Origin of the sequence: Paracoccus sp. (in: a-proteobacteria) (assembly GCF_035556475.1) — a bacterium.
Classification (GTDB): Bacteria; Pseudomonadota; Alphaproteobacteria; order Rhodobacterales; family Rhodobacteraceae; genus Paracoccus.
This window is the reverse complement of sequence record NZ_DATMFA010000145.1, coordinates 16,085-35,991: the sequence shown is the minus strand read 5'-3', so window position 1 is coordinate 35,991 and position 19,907 is coordinate 16,085. Positions and strand designations below refer to the sequence as shown.

The following is a 19,907-nucleotide window of genomic DNA, read 5'->3' as shown; positions in this document are numbered from 1 at the left end:
TTCCCGACCGGCTTTGGGAGGCCTGTCGGGATCGCGGCGGGGGCGGGGGATGAGAATGGGATAAGGATCGCGGAGTCTATCCGCAGCGAGAACCGGGTCAGGGATTTCCCGGCCTAGAAACTCTCCTGCACATGCATATGGACATGGGTTCGCGGCTGCCCGTCGCCGTGGTCGTGATGTTGCAGCGCCGCCTCGACCGGTGTGAGGGCGACCGCACCATGCCGGATCCCGCGTTCCAGAAACAGGGCCTGGGCAAAGTCGTTCACCTGCCTGAACGTGCCCTTCATGACGGCGAAATCTATGGTGTAGCGGTGATCGACCGGAACGCTTGCGGAAAAGATCAGCTCGTCATGGCGGTCGAGCCGGCTCATGCGAAGCATCTTGGCCAGTCCCGGCATGGTCTGGTCGATCGTGTAGGAGATGACGCCGACACACGAGGAATCTTCATGTTCCTCGGGCACCGTGTTCAGGCCCCGGCGCACCAGATCGCGGATCGCCTCTGAACGGCTGGAGGCGCCCGTGCGCTCGATATAGGCGTCAAGCTCGCTCGTGAGCCCGGCGTCCATCGTGATCGTGGTTCGTATCATTTCTCAACTGCCTCGCCGTCGCTGCCGCACGGACCGAGGTTAGACAGGAATGGCACGGATTGCATCACCAACCTCATGCCGCCACGGATCATTACGCGGCCGCATTCCCGGTGAGGGGTTGCAACCGTCCTTCGGCCAGCCGCAGCTGCCTGCCGCAGATCGCGCCCCGCAGCGCATCGTCATGGCTGATCACGATCAGCGACATCCCGCGGCTGTGGACCAGCGCCAGCAGCGCGCGCCACAGATCCAGCGCGGTCAGCGCGTCGAGCTGGGCGGTGATCTCGTCGCAGATCAGTACCCGGGTCGAGGGCAGGAAGAAACGCGCCAGTGAAACACGGGCCAGCTCGCCCCCCGAAAGCTCACCCGGGCGGCGCGCGAGCCATGCGGAGCGGATGCCAAGCGCCGCCAGCACGGCGGGATCGCTCGGTGCGCCGTTTTCCAGCACGCGGGCCACGGTCCATCGCGGATCGACCGCCAGCTCGGGCGATTGCGGGACATGCTGGACCGCGCGCGCGCCCGGCCGGTCCCAGATGACATGGCCCGCATCGGGGCGGATCTGCCCGGCAAGAATGCGGCCAAGCGTGGATTTGCCAACGCCGGACGCCCCGCCAAGGCCCAGAACCTCGCCCGGTGCGAGCCGCAGCGAGACATCGTCCAGCACCCTGCGGTTCTGGAATGCGTGGCGGATATTCTCGGCGATCAGCATGGCGCGCTCCAGAATTGCGCGGCCCAGAGATCGCGCGAGAAGGGGTGGCAGAGGCCGTCGCTGCCAAAGGCGCTGGCCTCGGCGGTTTCGATCGGCCGGCCCTCGCGCAGGATGGTGACGCGGCGGGCGATCGCCACCAGCCGGGGCAGGTCATGGCTGATCAGCAGGACGCCCCGTCCTTCGGCGGCAAGTCCGGCGAGGAGCTGCATGATCCGGTCGGCATTGGCCGGATCGAGGCCCAGTGTCGGCTCGTCCGCGATCAGATAGTCGGCGCCCGTCGCCAGCGCGGTGGCGATCAGCACCCGCTTGGCCATACCGCCCGACAGCTCATGCGGATAGGCGTCAAGCGCCGCTGCGGGCAGGCCGAGTGCTGCGAAAAGGCCCGGCGCATCGGCCTCGCGCCCGGCAAGGCGGGCGAAGCGGTCCACCTGCCTGCCGCAGCGCGCCAGCGGGTCCAGCGCGTCCACGGCCTGCGGCGCAAGGGCGATGCGCCCCCGCGCGGGGTGCGCGGCGTCGATGCGGATGCGGCCCGACAGTTCCGCGTTGCGGGGCAGGCGGCCCATCAGCGCCTCGGCCACAAGGCTCTTGCCGGCTCCTGACCCTCCGACAAGGCCCGTGACCTCGCCCGGTGGCACGGCGAGGGTGATGCCCTCGAGCGGTCGGGTCAGGCCGCCATCATGGCCGCGAAAGCTGACCGAAAGGGCCTCGATCGTCAGCATGCGATGCCCTCGACCGGGTCGGCCGCGCGGCGAAGTGCCTCGCCGAAGGCCTCGAAGGCCACCGCCACCAGCATCAGCGACGCACCGGGGAAAAATGCCACCCACCACTGGCCCGCCATGATGGCGCGCAGGGATTCCGACAGGATCACCCCGATCGAGGGCAGATGCGGCTCGATCCCCAACCCGATGAACGAGAGGCCGGCCTCATGCAGGATGGCATGGGGAAAGATCAGCACGAAGCCCGCCACGATCTGCGGCAGCAGATGCGGGGCGAGGTGATGGCGCGCGATCCAGCCCCGGCTGCGCCCCAGCCCCCGCGACACTGCGACATAGTCCGAGGCGGCGATGGTTCGCGCCTCGTGGCGCAGGATGCGGGCGAGGCGCGGCCAATGGGTCAGGCCGACCCCCACGATCACCCCCGCCATCCCGCCGCCCATGGCATAGGCAACCAGCATGACCAGCACGAAATGCGGCAGGCCGAGCGCCAGCTCGGTGGCGATGCCGACCAGCCGGTCGGCGCGGCGGCTGCTGGCTGCGGCGAGGCCCAGAAGCACCGCGGCCAGGGTCGAGATCACCGCCGCCATCAGCCCGACCCGGACCGAGAGCGACAGCGCCTTCAGCGTGCGCCAGGCCATGTCGCGGCCCAGATGGTCAGTCCCGAACGGATGGGCGGCCGAGGGCGAGAGGTTGCGCGTCAGATGGTCGACCGCCGCGCCGCTCTGGGGCAGGGCTGCGGCGCCGAGGATGATCGCTGCCAGCATGACCAGCACCAGCCCGGCGCGAAAGGTCAGGCTGCGGCGAACCGGAGAAAGCCGTGCAAATTGCGGTGCGGCAAGGGAAATGTCGGTCATTCCGGCCTCCTCAGGCGAGGGTCAAGAAGATGGGCGGCGATATCGGCCAGAAGGTTGCCGGTGAAGACCAGCAACAACGTCGCCAGCGCGATCCCCATGAGCAGCGGCGCGTCTGCCCCGGTGGCGGCCCGCACGGCGGCCTGCCCGAGACCGGGCCAGGCAAAGACCGTCTCGGCCAGGACCGAGCCGCCGATCAGCTCGCCCGCGCCCGCAAGATGAATGGTCAGCGCGGGGCCGAGCGCGTGGCGCAGCCCCCAGCGGAAGGTCAGCGGCAGGGGGCGCGCGCCATGCGCCGCCAGATGGGCGGCGGCGGGGCCTTCCAGAAAGGCGGTCGCCCGGGCGCGGGTGTGCAGGATCAGGGGTGAGATGCCCACCACCGAAACCGCAGCCGCAGGCAGGATCAGGTGCCGCAGCCGGTCCGCCCCGCCGACCTCGGCGGCGGTCAGCCCGACCGGCGCCGCGCAGCAGCCCGGCAACCAGCCGAGGCCCACCGCGAAGGCCGCGATCAGCAGGATCGCGATCCAGAAGCCGGGGCTCGCCGTCAACACCACCGCGACCGCGCGGATGCAGCGGTCCGGCCAGCGCCCCCGGCTGGCCGCCGCCACCAGCCCCAATCCCGTTCCCAGCAGGAACGAGATCGCGAAGGCCATGCCGATCAGCGGCAGCGACGCCGCGGCGCGGTTCAGGATCAGGTCGAGGACCGGCGCGTTGAAGGTGATCGAACTTCCCAGATCGCCCTGCACCAGATGCGAGAGCCAGTTCAGGAAGCGCTCGTGCAAGGGGACGTTCAGCCCCCAGGTCTCGGCGATGGCGGCGCGCTGCTCGGGGCCGATCAGCGCCATGCGCTCGCCGATATAGGCCTGGACCGGATCGACCGGCGCCAGCGAGATCAGCGTGAATAGCCCCACCATTGCTAGGGGCAGCAGCCAGAGCAGGCGGACCGCCCGCTCAACCAGCAGCGCGGAGAGCCAACCCCGCTGCGTCACGGGCAGGTCCATTTCCAGGATTGGAGACCTTGGGTGATCGGATAGCCGTGGCCATGCGGCTCGATCTGAACCGGGCCGATGTCCAGGCAATCGCTGACCCAGTAGGAATGGTCGAGGTTGATGAGCCAGGCCCAGGCGGCATCCCCGCGCGAGCCGAAGCCGGTAGTGCCATCCCATTGCGCGGCTTTCCATTCTGCCAGCGATGCCTCGAAGTCCGGCGCACGCTGTGCCGCGTCGAAATGGGCATCGACGGCGGAATTGGCGTAGAAACCTGCATTGTAGGAATCCACGCCCGCGAAGCTGGAATGATAGAGATTGTATATCTCCGACGGATCATGCGCGCCCCAACCATAAAGCACCGCATTGGAGTGCTTCAGCACATTCACCTCCTCGCGGCCCTTGCCGGCCGGTTTGATGGCGATTCCAAGGGGCTTCACCTGTTCGGCAACGCCCAGCGACAATGCCTGCCGCAGTGAATCCCCTGCGAAGTAGATGAGGTCGAACTTCGCTTCGCGCCCATCCTTTTCGCGGATGCCATCGCCGTTGGTGTCGATCCAGCCCCCCGCTTCGAGGGTGGCCCGCGCCGCGTCGAGGTTGTTGCCCGGGATGTCGGCCTCGGGATTGTCCCAGGGCAGGTTGTCCACCGGCCCCCTCGCCGGCGAACCATGGCCATTCATTGCCAGCGCCACCAGCGCGTCGCGATCGAGCGCCTGATTGATCGCCACGCGAATCACCTTGTCCGAGGTCACGTCATTGCCAAGGGGCAGGCCATCCGCGGTGGACTGGCCGGCGGGAACCATGGGGAACATCACGCCGCGGTTGTCGACTGTGTCGACATGCAGCAGGCGCATGCCCTGCGGGGCGGCGTCGGCCTCGCTCGGCGGAACCGACACCACCTGCGCCGCGCCGGTGCGGCCCATGGCAAGGTTGGTCGCCTCGTCACCGAAGACGAGGGTGATGCGCGGAAACGGGATCTTGCCGCCATGCCAATAGGGATTGGGGGCAAGGATCAGTTGCTCACCCTCGCGCCATTCGACCATCTGGAACGGGCCGGCCCCGACGGGGTGGCGTGCGTAATCCGCGCCATAGCCCGATTTCGGCACGATTCCCAACGCGGTCAGATGTGCGGTGAAGGTGATCTGCGGCTTCGTCAGCTCAAGCTCCACCTTGTCCGGCGCGATGGCGCGCGCCTCGCGCAGGATCTTGAGGTCGGCGAGACCACCCGCATCACGGGCCGTGTTGAAGGTAAAGACCACGTCCTCGGCCGTGAGGGGCGTCCCGTCCGAGAATTTCGCGTCCTGCCGCAATGTGACGGTCCAGGTCAGGCGGTCTTCGGACAGCGCCCATTCGGTCGCCAGATCCCCCACGAGGTTCAGGTTGCTGTCGAGCTTCAGCAGCGTCGCCTGAAACAGCGGATTGCCATAGCGGCCCCAGCCCTGAATCGGATCGAACCCGGTCTCCGGCTCTCCGCCCACGGCCAAGACAAGCGGGGGCGGCGTCTGTTCCTGGGCCAAGGCCTGCGCAAGTCCAAGGACTGATGCGGAAAGGGCGAAAGGCACGATCAGTCTGCGCATGAAGCTGTCCTGAAGTATGATAAACGATCCGTTTCTTCATACACCCTAACGGCGGGGCTGCGTGCCTGTCAATATGTTCCGTAATAAGGAACGATGTTCCAAAAATGAAAAAATTTTGCGAGATGCCAAGACGAGAAAAACCCGTTCCTCCGGTCAGCTTCTGGCGAGGGAGGCGGGGCCGTCGAAGGAGATAAAACATTGATCTACAATATATTGAAAGATGTCCTGGCCTTCGCCTGGATGAAAGGCATCCTCGCCTCAACCCCGTTGAGGGGAAATCGCGGATCGTGGCACGTGTCTTGATCTGGTGTCGCGGGCCGGTTATTCGGTCGCGGTCCCGGACTGGCGGGACCATCGCCCGGCAGGCCTTGAATATTGAGACCTGCGGGCCGCCAAGGATCGGAAAATCACATGGATCAGGCTGTCCTGGGGCAATGCCTTGCCCTGTTGTCGGCGATTTGCTTTGCCTTCTCGGTGGTCTTTGTCGCGCGCTCCGAAGTGCGCGAGGGGGATCGCGGCGTCTTCTTCTCGGTCCTGATCACGCTGGTCTTTTCGGCCCTGCTGTGGATGGCGCAAGAGCAGACGGCGGGACAGGCCGCCGATCACGCGCATTGGTGGTCCGGTTTTTCGTGGTTCGTCTTTGCCGGGGTCTGCGCCATGGTTCTGGGGCGAAAATTCGTCTTCACCTCGATCCAGAGCCTTGGCCCGACCCGGGCTTCGGCGATGAAGCGGCTCAATCCGTTCTTCTCGGTCGCGGCCGCCGCGCTGTTCCTGTCCGAGCCGATCTCTCAGCTCGGCTGGCTGGGGATGGCGGTGATCGCGTCCGGCTTCGCGCTGCTGATCCGCGACGGCGCAAGACGGGGCACCGCGCAGTCGATTCCCGCCCCGACGGCCTATCTCTGGGGGGTGGCGGCGGCGCTTGCCTATGCCGGGGCCTATGTCGCCCGCAAACTGGGACTGGCCGACCTGCCCGCTCCCGCCTTCGGCACGCTGATCAGCGCGGCGGCGGGGCTGGTCTTCATGCTGGCGGCGGCGCTCGTCTCGTCCCGTCAGCGCGCAATCGTGCTTGGGGTGTTCCGCAATCTCGACCGTTGGGTGGTGATGGCCTCGGTCTTCATGTCGCTGGGCCAGATCCTGCTGTTCGTGGCGCTGCTCTATGAGCGGATCTCGGTGATCACCATGATCGCCTCGACCGAGATCTTCATCGCGACCTTCCTGTCGGTGGTGATCTTCCGCACCGAAAGCCGTCCCGGCTGGCAGACGCAACTGGCCGGGGCCGTGACGATGCTGGGGGTGATCCTGGTCGCGCTGAACTAGGTCAGATCACCAGATGGGCATAGGGCCCGATCCTGTGGGCCAGCAGCCCGATGATCCGTTCGACGAAGACTTGCATCTGCTCGACATCTTCCGGGCGGTGGCGCTGCTCCGAATAGGCCAGAAACAGCGTCAGGCTGAGGGGTGGGCGGATCAGGCGCCGTCCCTCCAGCTCTCCGGCGCGGATCTGATCGGCGACGATGCCGTAAGGCATGATGCTTTGCGCGATGCCGTGCTGGATCAGGGTCTTGATGCCCTGCATCGATTGCACGCGATAGCTGGTGTTCACCTCCATCGAGAGATGGGCGGCGGCGTCATAGACCATCTGCCAGATGACATCCCGTTCCGAGACCAGCGCCAGATCGCCCGACAGCGCGTTTTTCAGCGTGATCTCTTCGCCGAATCCGTATTTCTCGCCGAATCCCGGCCCGGAGATATGCAGCAGATCTTCTTGCAATAGCGGGATCCGGCGCAGCCCCGGCGTTTCCTGAATGTCGTAGACGAGGGCGAAATCCAGATCGCCCCGGTTCAGTGCATCGACCAGCAGGAAGCTGAGCTCCTCGATCACATGCAGCTCGACTTCGGGCATGACCTCGCGCGCGACGACGATCAGATCGGCCCCGATCATCTTCAGGACGCTGGGCGTGGCTCCGAACCGGATCGGGGATTTCTCGCTGGCGAAGGCGCGAATCTCGCGCTGCGTCTCCTCGATCTGGCGCAGGATCTGCACCGCGCGCTCATAAAGCTGCGTCCCCGCAAGGGTGGGCCTGACGCCCCGCGAATGGCGTTCAAGCAGCTTGACGCGCAGATCCTCCTCAAGGTTGCGCATCTGCACCCCGATCGCGGTCTGAGCCACGTTCAGTTGATCGGCCGCGCGGGTGATGTTGCCGGTTTCGACGACTTTGACGAAGAATCTAAGCTGCCTTAGCTTCATCTCATGCCTCACGCGTTCTGCTGGCCTGCCTGCCCTTGGCGGGCCTTGCCAGAACGGTCTTGCTGCATACAGATTCGCGGCAATTCAGCGGAATTGCAAGGATTGTCCAATCCGCAGGCAGTCCCGGGCGGGCGCATGTGTGTGGCATGTTGCGTTCCTCTGAAAACAGGGCTATGTTCGATATAGGAACACTATTCCGCATAAAAGAACAACCCTTAGCCTTGCTCGATGCAAGGCTCGCAGAGCGACTGGAGGAGCGCGCGATGCACGACGATCCCAAACATGGAGCGCATTGGCATGAGCCTGCGGGAAACCGCAAGGCGGGTTTCGGCGAGTTCCAGAAACAGCCCACGCCCTACGATCTCTTCATGGAGGAAGAGGGTATTCCGGTCTTCCGCGATCTGGGCATCTCGGACGTCAAGAACCTGCCGCTGAAGCCCTGGGCGCGCACCGGCGGGCGCGGCACCTATATCCAGCTTTACGGCACGGAAACCAAATGGGGCTGCCATCTGGTCGAGGTTCCGGCCGCGGGCGCGCTCAATCCCGAGAAGCACATGTATGAGGAAATCTACATCGTGGTCGAGGGCCGGGGTTCGACCGAGGTGTGGCTGGACGGCGAAGAGGACAAGAAGCACGAGTTCGAATGGCAGGAAGGTTCGATGTTCTCGATCCCGCTCAACGCCATGCACCGGATCGTGAACGCGACGAACAGCCCGGCGCTGCTTCTGGGCGGGACCACCGCGCCGGTGGTGATCAACGCGCTGCAGAACTTCGACGCGGTCTTCAAGAACTCCTTCGTGTTCCATGATCGTTTCTCGTCCGACGAGAACTTCTACAAGTATCGCGAAGAGATCGAGCCCGATCCCGTCCGCGGTCTGGCGATGCGCCGCACGAACTTCATCCCGGACGCGGTCCATTGCGACCTGCCGCTGGATAACCGCCGCTCGCCGGGCTATCGCCGGGTCGAGCCGTTCATGACCAATAACAGCTTCTATTTCTGGTTCGGCCAGCACGAGAACGGCCGCTATTCCAAGGCGCATGCCCATACCTCGGCCGCGATCCTGATCTGCCTGCAGGGCGAGGGCTATACTTATACCTGGCCCGAGAAATATGGCGTGAACCCGTGGAAAGACGGCCATGCCGACAAGGTGCGCCGTCTGGACTATGGCAAGTTCGGCATGGTCACCGCAGCGCCGGGTGGCGCGCAGTGGTATCACCAGCATTTCTCGGTCTCGAAAGAGCCATTCCGCCTGATGGCCTGGTTCGGTCCCCACAACCCGGGCCGCGATCCGGGTGCGCCGGGGCAGAAGCATACCGACTATACCGCGATCGACGTGAACGAGGGCGGCACCGCCATCCCCTACTGGATGGAAGACCCCTATATCCGCAAGGAATACGAGGCGCATCTTCAGCGCAACGGCGTGGATCTGCGGATGAAGCCCGAGTGGTATGAAAAGCCCGAGGACACCACCACGAAGAAGTCCACGGTCGTCTGAGGCATGTCGGACCTCGCAACCGAAGAGCAGGGCGGCCGGATATTCTTCTCGAATATCGGCCGCAGCATGGAGGCCGAGGACGAGATCGAGCTGACCAGCGTTGGCATCGACATCGGCTCGGCGACCTCGCATCTGGTATTCTCGAAGATCGTGCTGGAGCGTCTGGATACCCGCTATATGGTGGTGGAACGGACGCTTCTGCATGAATCGAGCGTGTTGTTGACGCCCTACAGCGCCGATGACGACATTGATGCAGAAGCCCTGGGCGAATTCATCGCGGCGCAATATGCGCAGGCGGGATTGCAGCCCGACCAGATCGATACCGGGGCGCTGATCCTGACCGGGGTTGCGGTGCGGCGGCGCAATGCGCGCGCCATTGGCGAGCTGTTCGCGGCGCAGGGCGGCAAGTTCGTGGTGGTCAGTGCCGGCGACGGGCTGGAAACCACGCTTGCGGCCTTTGGCTCGGGGGCGGTGACGCGTTCCTCGCGCGAGGGCGGGCAGAAAGTGCTGAACATCGACATCGGTGGCGGCACCTCGAAACTCGCCTATTGCGAAGGGGGCGCGGTGCGCCATGTCACCGCGCTGGACGTGGGCGCGCGGGTTCTGGCGACCGACGCGGCAGGCCGGTTGGTCCGCATCGAGGAAGCCGGGAAGCACTTCGCGGGGCAAGCCGGGATCGAGGTCGCACTTGGCCGCGATCTGACCGAGGCCGACGCGCGGCTGATCGTGAAGAAGCTGGTCGACGCGCTGATGGATGCCGTGGCCGGTGGCGCGAATACGGGGGCGCTGCATCGTCTGCCCGCGCTGCCTTCCGGTCTGCAACCCGATGTGATCACCATTTCGGGCGGGGTGTCCGAGTTCTTCTATGGCCGCGCCAGTGGCACATACGGAGATCTTGGCCATCTGCTGGCCGAAGAGCTGCACAGGCGTCTTGCGGCGCTTCCGGTCAAGATCGACGAGCCCGAGCAGGGCATTCGCGCCACGGTCGTCGGGGCGTCGCAATACACGGTGCAGGTCAGTGGCTCGACGATCTTTGTCGAGCCGATCAACCTGCTGCCGATGCGCAATGTCCCGGTGATCAAGCCCGACATCAAGCTGGGCCCGGAAATCGACCCCGAGGAGATTGCCGCCGCCGTGCGCGCCGCGCTGCTGCGTCTGGATCTGGACGGGGGCGACAGCCCGGTCGCGCTATTCTATGACTGGGCGGGCTCGGCGACCTATCACCGGCTGGACGGGTTCTGCCGGGGCGTGCAGATGGGCCTGTCGGCGCATCTGGAAAAGGGTCATCCGGTGATCCTGGTTGCCAATACCGATATCGGCGGCCTTGTCGGGATGCATTGCGTCGAGACGCTGGGCCTGAAGCAGGTCGCCTCGATCGACGGAATCGAGCTTGACGAGTTCGACTTTATCGACATCGGCGCGATCCTTGAGACCTCCGGCGCAGTGCCGGTGGTGGTGAAGTCGCTGATCTTCCCTGATCAGGGATTGGGAAGGACGGCGCTGGACAATCCGTAGGGCGGGGAAGGGGCGGCGATGAAACTGGACTGGGCCTTGATTGTCTTCACCCTGATGGCGGTCGGGACCGGGCTGGGCTGCTATCTGCTGTTCGGCCCCGATGTCTTTCTGGACTCGCTCGAAAGCGATCTGGATCTGATCGGCTTCGTCCTGCCGCGTCTGGGCGCGGCGATGTTGATTGCGGGCTTCGTCCAGGCCCTGCTGCCTCCCGGTTTCTTCGCCCGGATGATGGGCGAGGAAAGCGGCGTCAAGGGTCTTGCCGTCGCCACCGTGGCGGGGGCGGTCACGCCGGGCGGGCCGATGACCTCCTTCCCCATCGTCACCATGATGCGCGATTGCGGCACCGGCGCCCCGGCGCTGGTGGCCTATGTCACTGCCTGGAGCACGCTGGGTCTCCAGCGCGTGTTCCTGTGGGAAGTGCCGTTGATGGGCGTCGAGTTCGCCGCCCTGCGCTTTCTGGTGTCGCTGCCGCTGGGGGTGATCGCGGGCCTTCTCATGCGGTTCATGCCACCGCCATCGCCGGCATATCCCGACGGGTCGGAGGGCTGAACATGGTATTGGCGGCGCTCTGGCTGCTGGCGGCAATTCTCGGCTATTTGCTGTGGCGGCGGGACGGGGCGGCGGCTTTCGCCGCGGTCGCCAAGGGGGCGGGATGGCGGTCACTGGGGCTTTTGCCGCGCATCGCCGTGGCGATCATGACGGCGGGCTTCGCCGCCCGGTTGCTCGAGTCGGTGCCCATTGCGACCTATATCGGCCCGGATTCCGGCTTTTCCGGGGTGGCGCTGGCAATGCTGGTGGGCAGTGTCATCCCGGCGGGGCCGGTGATCTCGTTCCCGCTGGTGGTCGTGCTGAGCCATGCGGGCGCAGGCACCGTGCAGATCATCACCTTCCTGACGGCATGGTCGGTCTTTGCGATCCACCGCGTCCTGACTTTCGAGGTGCCGCTGATGGGCCTGCGTTTCACCGCAATCCGCTTTCTGGCCTCGATCCCGCTGCCCTTCATCGCCGCGGGCCTGACCGCGCTCTATCTGTCGCTGCTGCGCTAGCCCGCCCCGAGGGTGCGGTTGACCGAGGGTCAAAATCGAGTATTATACAGGAACAACGTTCCGTATAAAGAAACTTACGGAATTAATAACAATAAAAATCAATGTGTTGATGGTGCGAGAAAATGCACATAGCGCACATGGCCTGCTGAGGAGGGGCCTTTGATGGGGGAAAAGCTGGTTCTGCGAACCGCCTTGGGCAATCATGCCCATGTCGCACCTCTGCGGGATGGGCGGGTTGCGTCCGACCGTCTGGAATTTGACTTTCAGGACTTCGAGCCACTGCCCAAGGCATTCCGCCTGATGGTGCGCGGCGGCGAACTTGACCTGTCGGAAATGGCGGTCGTCACGCATCTGATGGCCCATCACTTCGAAAAGCCGCTGACAGGCCTTGCGATTCCGCTGTGGTCGCGCCTGCCGCATACCAATCTTGTCTGCAAGACCGACAGCGCCATTCGCGGTCCCAAGGATCTTGAAGGCACCACGGTCGGGGTGCGGGCCTATGGCCAGACCTCGGGCGTCTGGGTGCGGGGCGTGCTGGAAAGCGCCTATGGCGTCGATCTGGACAGCATCCTCTGGGGCACGATGGAGGATTCGCATCTGTCGGAATATGTCGATCCGGCCAATACCCGACGCTATCCGCCCAAGCCCGCGCTGCGCGATCTGATGATGGAGGGCGAGTTCTCGGCCATCATGGGCGAGCGTGTGGTCGATCCCGCCGCCATCCGTCCCGTCATCGAGAATGCTGAGGCGGTAGGTCGGGCATGGGTAGAGGAAACGGGACTGTTCCCGATCAACCACGGCCTGACCCTGCGGACCGAGCTGCATGAGGCGCATCCCTGGCTCGCGGCCGAGCTGATGGAGCTGTTCACCCGCGCCCGCGAAATCGCCGTGGCCGAGGACGGGGCCGAGGCGCCGCCCGAATACGGTCTTGCGGCCAACCACGCCTCGATCCAGCTTTTGCTGGACCATTCCGCGCGCCAGCAGATCACGCCCCGGCGTTACGCCCCCGAAGAACTGTTCCTGTCCCTCTGATCCACCGGAGCCTGAAATGAGCACCGCATTGCAAGCCGACGATCCCGTCGCCGTCCCCGATCCCGAGCATCGGAAATTCCTGCTTGATCCCTACAAATCCTGGGCCGAGGGCGAGGGTATTCCGATCCATCTGGATTTCGGCCACCAGCTTCTGAACCTCGAGACCAAGCCCTGGGACCGCTATGACGCCAAGGGGTGCTTTGCGCATACGCATGGCATGGGCGATTTCATGGCCAATTATGTGCTGGAGGTCGATCCGGGCAAAAAGACCCGCCCGGTGCAGCACATCTATGAGGCGTTCTTCTTCGTGCTGGCGGGGCATGGCTCAACCATCGTCTGGCTGCCGGGCGGCGAGACGCGGATCTTCGAATGGGGCCCCAAGGCGCTGTTCGCCATTCCGCTGAACTGCAAGTATCAGATCCTGAACGCTTCGGGGTCCGAGCCGGTGCGCCTGTCGGTGACGAATGACGCGCCCTTGGTGCTGAACCTGTTCCACAATACCAGCTTCGTCTTTGAAAACCCCTGCGAGTTTTCCGACCGGGTGGGCGATCCGAACCATTTCGAGGGCGGCGGCAACCTCTATACCTATGGCAAGGATTCGCTTTCCAAGGTGCAAAACATCTGGGAGACGAATTTCGTCAACGACCTGTCGAAGGTGCGGCTCTATGCCTTCGAGGGCCGGGGCAAGGGGTCGACCAACGTGAATTTCTCGCTGGCCGATGGCACGGTCCATGCCCATGTCTCGCAGATGCCGAAGGGCCGCTACAAAAAGGCGCATCGGCACGCCGCCGGCACCCATGTCCATGCGATCGACGGGACGGGCTATTCGCTGCTGTGGTATGAAGGCGACAGCGAATTCGTGGAAATCCCGTGGGAACACGGCTTCATGTATACGCCGCCCTTCTGGATGTATCACCAGCACTTCAATACCTGCGACCAGCCGGCGCGCTATTTCGCCTGCTCGCTCGGCAGCCGCCGCTATCCCTTCATCGCCCTGCGCCGCAAAAGCGCCGAGGGCGGCGGGGCGCAATCGGTCAAGAAGGGCGGGCGGCAGATCGAATACGAGGATCAGGATCCCCGTATCCATCGCAAATTCCTTGAGGAGTTGCAGAGGACCGGCGTACCCTCGGAAATGGGCGACGTGTTCGACGAGGCGGCGATCCTTGCCATTCCGCAAGAGGAACTGACCGGCGTGATCAAGGTTCCGGCCTCGATCGGTCCGGCGGTCTGACACCGGCGGGGCCGCCTTGCGCGGCCCGGCTAGCCTTGGGAGAATGAGTCATGCACGATCTGGATTTCGACCACGAGCACGAGGCGGCGCTGGACGATGCGACGCAGCTTGCCATCGCCCAGGCGATCTGGGAGCAGGAGACCGTCGACCTGCTGACCGTGGGCATCGACATCGGCAGTTCGACCACGCATCTGCTGTTCGCCCGCGTCATCCTGCGCCGTCAGCAGCACGAGCTGTCCAGCCGCTTCGTGGTGGTCGAGCGGCGCATCGTCTGGCGCAGCCCGATCATGCTGACGCCCTTCCGCCCCGACGGCACCATAGACGCGCATGAACTGCGCCATTTCTTCGCCCATTGCTATGAGGATGCCGGTTTCCGTCGCAGCGACGTCGATAGCGGCGCGGTCATCCTGACGGGCGAGGCGATCAAGCGCACGAACGCCCGCGCAATCGACGAGATCTTCGCCCAGGAATCGGGCAAGTTCGTCTGCGCGACAGCGGGGCACAAGCTGGAGAGCATTCTTGCCGCCTATGGCTCGGGGGCGACGGCGCTTTCGGTCAAGCGCGGGGCTTGTGGCCTCCATGTCGATATCGGCGGCGGCACGACCAAGCTGGCACTGGTCCGCGACGGCGAGATCCTCAGCGTCGCGGCCTTTGCCGTGGGCGGGCGGCTGATGGCGATGGACGACAGCGGGCGCTGGACCCGGATCGACGATCCCGCGCGGCAGGTCGCGCAGTCGCTGGGCATCGACGCAACGCCCGAGACGATCGCCGACCCCGACACGCGCAACCGGATCGTCCACCGGATGGCGCAACTGGTCATGGACCAGATCGCGGGCCGGCCGCTCGATGCGCTTGGCCAGTCGCTTTTGCTGACCGAACCGCTGAACCGGGTCGAGGAGCCGCAATTCATCAGCTTTTCGGGCGGGGTGTCGGAATATATCTTCGGCTATGAAAGCCATGATTTCGGCGATGTCGCCCGGATGCTGGCGGGCGAGGTCGTGGACCAGATCCGGCAGGAACCCGCGCTGACCGTGGTGGATGCCGGCCAGCGCATCCGCGCCACGGTGATCGGTGCATCGCAATTCACGGTTCAGGTCAGCGGCAAGACCCTGCATCTGACCGATCCCGATGTCCTGCCCGCGCGCAACCTGCCGGTGGTCCATCTGGGCCAGCAATTGCCCGAGGAGATTGACCCCGAGGCGATTGCGGCGGCCTTCCGCAATCAGGCCGCGATGCGCGATGTCGATCTGGCGGCACCCGTGGCGCTGGCCTTCGACTGGACGGGCCTGCCCGAATATTCCCGACTGCGCGCCATGGCCGAGGCGATCCAGCTCGCCTCCACGGTGGACGGTCGGCGCGAGGCGCTGCTGGTGGTGGTGATCGAGGGGGATGTGGGTCTGAGCATCGGCCGCATCCTCGACCGCGAGTTGAATTTCCCCGGCAGTCTCGTCTGTCTCGACGGTGTGCAATTGCGCGATCTGGACTTCGTGGACGTGGGCAGCCTGATGGAGCCGCCCGGCGTGGTGCCGGTGGTCATCAAGTCGCTGCTGTTTGCCTGAACACTACCGCTCCGAACGGAAAAACCCCCGCCTTGGCGGGGGTTTTTGTTGTCACAGCCCGCGGGCTTTCAACTGTGCGTCCAGCCGCGGATAGGCGCGGCGGGCATTGCCCTCGAACACCTTGGCGCGATCAGCCTCCGACAGCGGCAGCGCGTCCACATAGCGCTTGGTATCGTCGAAATTATGGCCGGTTTCCGGGTCCACGCCCTTGACCGCGCCGAACATCTCGGACGCAAACAGGATATTCTCCACCTCGATCACCCGGAACAGCAGGTCGATCCCCGGCTGGTGATAGACGCAGGTGTCGAACCAGACGTTCTTCATGATGTGCTGGTTCGGATGCGGACGCCCCAGCATGTCGGCGAGGCCCCGATAGCGGCCCCAGTGATAGGGCACCGCGCCGCCGCCATGCGGGATGATCAGCTTCAGATCGGGGAAGTCACGGAACAGGTCGCCCTGCAGGAACTGCATGAAGGCGGTGGTGTCGGCATTGATGTAATGCGCGCCGGTGGCATGGAAGTTCGGATTGCACGAACCCGAGACATGGATCATCGCCGGAACGTTCAGTTCGACCAGTTTCTCGAAGAACGGATACCATGCCCGGTCGGTCAGCGGCGGCGCAGACCAGTGCCCGCCCGAGGGGTCGGGGTTCAGGTTGCAGCCGACGAAGCCCAGTTCGGTGACGCAGCGCTCAAGCTCCTCGACCGAGTTCTTGATCGGCACGCCGACCGATTGCGGCAACTGGCAGACGCCGAAGAAATTCTCGGGGAACAGCGTCACGACCCGGTGGATCAGGTCGTTGTTGATCCGCGTCCAGACCTTCGAGACGGCCTCGTCGCCCTCGTGATGGGCCATGGCGCTGGCCTTGGGCGAAAAGATCGTCATGTCCGCGCCACGCGCGCGCAGGGCGCGCAGCTGGTTCTGTTCGATGCTCTCGCGGATCTCGTCGTCGCTGATCGCGGCGAGGACTGGAGGCGTGCCGCCGGATGCGAAGGCGGCAAGCTGCGCGTCGCGATAGTCCTGAAGCTGGCGCGGCGCGGTGGTGTAATGCCCGTGGCAGTCGATGATCATGGAACCCTCCGCCTCAGATGTATTTCAGGCCCTTGGCCGCGAGGGCCGGGCGCATGTTGTTCATGTCGAGGCCCAGCTCGCCCTTGGCATAGCGGGCGCGGATCCCGGCCTCACGCTCTTCGCGGGCAAGGGATTTCGACAGAACGTCGGTTGCTTCCCCGCGCGCGACCACGACCACGCCGTCATCATCGGCGATGATCGTGTCGCCGGGATTCACGATCTGGCCGCCGCAGACCACCGGAACGTTGACCGAGCCCAGAACCTCTTTCACCGTGCCCTGCGCCGAGATGCATTTGGACCAGACGGGGAAGCCCATCTCCTTCAACTCGGCCACGTCGCGCACGCCGGCGTCGATGATCAGCGCCCGGACGCCTCGCGCCTTGAAGAGCGTCGCCAGCAGGTCGCCGAAATAGCCCGCATCGGAATAGGAGGTCGGGGCGACCACCATGATGTCGCCGGGCTGGCATTGCTCGATCGCGACATGGATCATCCAGTTGTCGCAAGGCGGGACCCAGACGGTGACGGCGGTGCCGGAAATGCGCGTGCCCTGCTGGATCGGGCGGATCTGCGGCGCCATCAGGCCCTTGCGGCCTTGTGCCTCGTGGATGGTGGCGACGCCCAGTCTGCCAAGTCCGGCCACGGTGTCGGCATCGGTGCGGTCGATGTTCTGCACAACGACGTTCATGAATTTCCTCCGGTAGAATGCCTTTTGACGGCGGGTTATGGGATCAGGCAGCCGCCGCGCAGGCGTCGAAGGCGGTTTGCAGCGCCGCTGCATCCAGATGGCGGCCGATGAAGACGATACGGCTGAGAGGGGCCTCGCCCTCGGGCCAGGGGCCCAGGAAATCGCCCTCCAGCAGCATGTGGACTGCGTGAAAGACCAGCTTGCGCGGCTCGTCCTTGGCATGGACGATGCCCTTGACCCGCAGGATGTCGCGGCCGTTCTGCGCAAGATGGGCGGCCAGCCAGTCGCTGATCAGCCCGGCATCCATCGGCGCCGCGCTTTCGACCAGCACCGTGCCGATATCGTCGTGATGATGATGGTCGTGGTGGTGGTGATGATGGTGATCATGGCCGCAATCCGGCCCGCATTCCTTGGGCGCCGCCATGGATTGCAGCAATTCCTCGATCCGTTCCAGATCGAAGCCGCCCCGGCGCAACAGGCGCTGGGGATCGACCTTTCCACGCTCGGCCCGGATCAGTTCGGCCTGCGGGTTGATGCCGCTCAGCAGGGCCTCGACCTGTTCCAGATCGGCGGGGGCGACCAGATCGGTCTTGTTCAGCACGATCTGATCGGCGAAGGCGATCTGCGCGCGCGCCTCGGGGCCGGGCGTCGGCTCGGCGGAGATCTGGCCGGGCGCGTGGCGCGCGTCGATCACCGTGGCGATGCTGGTCAGCATCATACGCGCGCGCAGCACGTCGTCGATCAGGAAGGTCTGCGCCACCGGGCCGGGATCGGCAAGGCCGGTGGTCTCGACCACGACCCCGTCGAAACCGTCCAGACGCGGCAGCAGCCCGTGCAGCGTGCGGATCAGATCGCCCCGCACGCTGCAGCAGATGCAGCCGTTGTTCATCTCGAACAGCTCTTCCTCGCCGCTGTCGATCAACTCGCCGTCGATGCCGGCCGCCCCGAACTCGTTCACGATCACCGCCAGCCGCAGGCCGTGACCGGCCCGCAGCAGATGGTTGACCAGCGTGGTCTTGCCTGCACCAAGGCAGCCGGTCACGATCAGGACGGGCAGGGCGGGCCGGGTCATGCTCACTCCCAGGGCAGAAGCGAGACGTGGATCACGTCCTCGGCCCCGCCGACGGCCTTGATGGCCTTGTCGGTGTCGTTGAGGCCGAAGCGGTGCGTGGTGATGATGTCCAGCGGGAAGCGGGTCGAGGCCAATTGCTGCATCGCCAGCTCGCAGGACAGGTGGTTATGGCCGCGCGCGGCCTTGATGGTGATGTATTTGTTGGCGATCTTGGCGATCGGGAAGTTCGGGAAATCGCTCATCTCGCCCTGGATCAGCAGCGTGCCGCCCTTGCGCTTCAGCGCCTCGATCCCCAGCAGGATCGGGATGGTTCCGGCGCCCGCGGTGCAATCCAGCGCCACATCGACGCCCTGATTTGCGGTGATCTCCATGATCCGGGCGAGCGGATCCTCTTCGGTGACGTTGATGACGTAATCGGCGCCAAGGCGCTTGGCCGCCTCAAGCCGGGCCTTGTCCTTGCCGGTGCCGGTAACGATGATCAGCGCGGCGCCCGCCTGCTTGCAGGCCACGACCTGCGACAGGCCTTGCTGGCCCGGACCCTGGATCAGCACGGTGGTGTTATAGCCGACCTGGCAGTCGAGAAGCGCCCATTGGATGCCGTTCGACATCGGCGTGACGATGCCCGCGAGTTCCGATGAGACGTGATCGGGGACTTTGTGCAGAACGGCGTTCCAGGGCAGGTACATGTATTGCGCGAAGCCGCCCCACAGATGCGGGGCGCGGTTGGCCGAGGTGTAGCCATAGCGCAACCCGTTCGGGTTCTTGCGCCAGTCGGTGGCGTTGCACAGCCGGTATTCGCCCTTGTGGCACCACTCGCACTGGAAGCAGGGTACATAGTGTTCGACGAAGACCCGATCGCCCTCTTTCACGCCCTTGCGTTCCAGGAAGGTCTTTCCGGCCTTGGCGATGGTGCCGATGTTTTCATGGCCCATGATGACCGGGTCGGTGATCGGGGGCTTGCTGTAGAATTTGACGTCCGTGCCGCAGATCCCGGCGACTTCGACTTTCAGAAGCGCGCCGTCATCGGGGATGTCGGGCATCGGGAATTCACGGAGTTCAATTTTCGAGGCCCCGGTGCGAACGGCGGCGAGTACGGTTTCGGTCAAGACGTGTTCTCCCTTGGATGCGCCTGGACGCTAGCACTCAAATGATCCGCTGACAAGAACATTGGTCCGCATAAAGGAACTGTGTTATGTGATGCGCAGGAATGAAAGGGGAATCATGGCTCTGAAAATGCGAAGGCCCGGCGCAGGCGCAATCGCCGCCGCCCAGGTCGAGGCGATGGTGCGCGAGCGTTTCGCCCTTGCCGAAACGGTTGTCATGGTGGTGGCCGAGCTGAGCTGCCAGACGCCGGGTTGTCCCCCGGTCGAAACCGCCATCGCCTTCTGGGACGAGGCGGGGCAGCCCTATCGCATCCGCATCTTCAAGCCGGTGGCGGAGGTCACCGAGGATGACCTGCCGCCCCGCTGGCTGTTGCCGGGCCTCATTGATGAGGGAGAGGGCTGCTGCTGAGCGGCAGCCCCCTCGGC

Annotated in this window: 20 protein-coding genes; 9 read left to right on the top strand and 11 right to left on the bottom strand. The window is 64.9% G+C overall.

All coding sequences use genetic code 11. The features are described from left to right. Positions 1-113: 113 nt before the first annotated feature. The 6 genes from nikR to VNQ78_RS20430 form a co-directional block, all read right to left on the bottom strand. Positions 114-587: a nickel-responsive transcriptional regulator NikR gene (gene nikR, locus VNQ78_RS20455; RefSeq protein ID WP_325693586.1), complete on the bottom strand. Its 474-nt coding sequence runs from the start codon at positions 585-587 to the stop codon at positions 114-116. A 91-nt stretch (positions 588-678) separates the two neighbouring features. Further along, positions 679-1,293 carry an ATP-binding cassette domain-containing protein gene (locus VNQ78_RS20450; RefSeq protein ID WP_325693583.1) on the bottom strand — a complete coding sequence of 205 codons (615 nt, stop codon included), beginning with the start codon at positions 1,291-1,293 and terminating at the stop codon, positions 679-681. Further along, positions 1,287-2,012 carry an ATP-binding cassette domain-containing protein gene (locus VNQ78_RS20445; protein ID WP_325693580.1) on the bottom strand — a complete coding sequence of 242 codons (726 nt, stop codon included), beginning with the start codon at positions 2,010-2,012 and terminating at the stop codon, positions 1,287-1,289. Before VNQ78_RS20445 ends, VNQ78_RS20450 begins: the two co-directional genes overlap by 7 nt. Then, positions 2,006-2,863, bottom strand: coding sequence for an ABC transporter permease (locus VNQ78_RS20440; RefSeq protein WP_325693577.1), 858 nt, complete (start codon positions 2,861-2,863; stop codon positions 2,006-2,008). Before VNQ78_RS20440 ends, VNQ78_RS20445 begins: the two co-directional genes overlap by 7 nt. Continuing rightward, a complete protein-coding gene (locus VNQ78_RS20435; protein ID WP_325693574.1) occupies positions 2,860-3,849 on the bottom strand; it encodes an ABC transporter permease in 990 nt (329 codons plus the stop codon). Before VNQ78_RS20435 ends, VNQ78_RS20440 begins: the two co-directional genes overlap by 4 nt. Next, positions 3,846-5,423 carry an ABC transporter substrate-binding protein gene (locus VNQ78_RS20430; RefSeq protein ID WP_325693571.1) on the bottom strand — a complete coding sequence of 526 codons (1,578 nt, stop codon included), beginning with the start codon at positions 5,421-5,423 and terminating at the stop codon, positions 3,846-3,848. The genes VNQ78_RS20435 and VNQ78_RS20430 overlap by 4 nt, the downstream gene beginning before the upstream one ends. A 411-nt stretch (positions 5,424-5,834) precedes the next feature. Here VNQ78_RS20430 and VNQ78_RS20425 point away from each other — a divergent pair, with 411 nt between their 5' ends. After that, positions 5,835-6,740: a DMT family transporter gene (locus tag VNQ78_RS20425; RefSeq protein WP_325693569.1), complete on the top strand. Its 906-nt coding sequence runs from the start codon at positions 5,835-5,837 to the stop codon at positions 6,738-6,740. A 1-nt stretch (position 6,741) separates the two neighbouring features. Here the strand turns inward: VNQ78_RS20425 and VNQ78_RS20420 are convergent, their stop codons facing one another. Further along, positions 6,742-7,671 carry a LysR family transcriptional regulator gene (locus VNQ78_RS20420; RefSeq protein WP_325693567.1) on the bottom strand — a complete coding sequence of 310 codons (930 nt, stop codon included), beginning with the start codon at positions 7,669-7,671 and terminating at the stop codon, positions 6,742-6,744. 263 nt (positions 7,672-7,934) lie between these two features. Here VNQ78_RS20420 and VNQ78_RS20415 point away from each other — a divergent pair, with 263 nt between their 5' ends. From VNQ78_RS20415 to VNQ78_RS20385, 7 genes are all read left to right on the top strand, one after another. Continuing rightward, positions 7,935-9,167 (top strand): cupin domain-containing protein, encoded by a 1,233-nt coding sequence (locus VNQ78_RS20415; RefSeq protein ID WP_325693564.1) that lies wholly within the window; start codon positions 7,935-7,937, stop codon positions 9,165-9,167. Positions 9,168-9,170: 3 nt separating this feature from the next. After that, entirely contained in the window at positions 9,171-10,682 is a 1,512-nt protein-coding gene (locus VNQ78_RS20410; protein WP_325693561.1) for an ethanolamine ammonia-lyase reactivating factor EutA, read from the top strand. 18 nt (positions 10,683-10,700) lie between these two features. Further along, positions 10,701-11,231, top strand: a complete 531-nt coding sequence (locus VNQ78_RS20405) for a hypothetical protein (protein ID WP_325693558.1) — start codon at positions 10,701-10,703, stop codon at positions 11,229-11,231. 2 nt (positions 11,232-11,233) lie between these two features. Next, positions 11,234-11,728 carry a hypothetical protein gene (locus VNQ78_RS20400; protein ID WP_325693554.1) on the top strand — a complete coding sequence of 165 codons (495 nt, stop codon included), beginning with the start codon at positions 11,234-11,236 and terminating at the stop codon, positions 11,726-11,728. A gap of 162 nt (positions 11,729-11,890) precedes the next feature. Next, positions 11,891-12,760, top strand: a complete 870-nt coding sequence (locus VNQ78_RS20395; RefSeq protein WP_325693551.1) for a hypothetical protein — start codon at positions 11,891-11,893, stop codon at positions 12,758-12,760. A gap of 16 nt (positions 12,761-12,776) precedes the next feature. Next, entirely contained in the window at positions 12,777-13,991 is a 1,215-nt protein-coding gene (locus VNQ78_RS20390) for a hypothetical protein (protein WP_325693548.1), read from the top strand. 50 nt (positions 13,992-14,041) lie between these two features. Further along, complete coding sequence (locus tag VNQ78_RS20385; protein ID WP_325693545.1) at positions 14,042-15,550, top strand: ethanolamine ammonia-lyase reactivating factor EutA; 1,509 nt, start codon at positions 14,042-14,044, stop codon at positions 15,548-15,550. A 51-nt stretch (positions 15,551-15,601) separates the two neighbouring features. Here the strand turns inward: VNQ78_RS20385 and VNQ78_RS20380 are convergent, their stop codons facing one another. The 4 genes from VNQ78_RS20380 to VNQ78_RS20365 are packed head-to-tail and all read right to left on the bottom strand — an operon-like array spanning position 15,602 to position 19,484. Next, positions 15,602-16,621 carry an amidohydrolase family protein gene (locus tag VNQ78_RS20380; protein WP_325693542.1) on the bottom strand — a complete coding sequence of 340 codons (1,020 nt, stop codon included), beginning with the start codon at positions 16,619-16,621 and terminating at the stop codon, positions 15,602-15,604. Positions 16,622-16,634: 13 nt separating this feature from the next. After that, positions 16,635-17,306, bottom strand: coding sequence for a 4-carboxy-4-hydroxy-2-oxoadipate aldolase/oxaloacetate decarboxylase (locus tag VNQ78_RS20375; RefSeq protein ID WP_325693539.1), 672 nt, complete (start codon positions 17,304-17,306; stop codon positions 16,635-16,637). Positions 17,307-17,349: 43 nt separating this feature from the next. Then, positions 17,350-18,378, bottom strand: coding sequence for a GTP-binding protein (locus tag VNQ78_RS20370; protein ID WP_325693536.1), 1,029 nt, complete (start codon positions 18,376-18,378; stop codon positions 17,350-17,352). A gap of 2 nt (positions 18,379-18,380) precedes the next feature. Continuing rightward, entirely contained in the window at positions 18,381-19,484 is a 1,104-nt protein-coding gene (locus VNQ78_RS20365; protein ID WP_325693533.1) for a zinc-dependent alcohol dehydrogenase, read from the bottom strand. A gap of 115 nt (positions 19,485-19,599) precedes the next feature. Between VNQ78_RS20365 and VNQ78_RS20360 the strand changes: the two genes are divergently transcribed. Further along, on the top strand, positions 19,600-19,890 hold the full coding sequence (locus VNQ78_RS20360) for a hypothetical protein (RefSeq protein ID WP_325693529.1): 291 nt from the start codon (positions 19,600-19,602) through the stop codon (positions 19,888-19,890). Positions 19,891-19,907 lie beyond the last annotated feature (17 nt).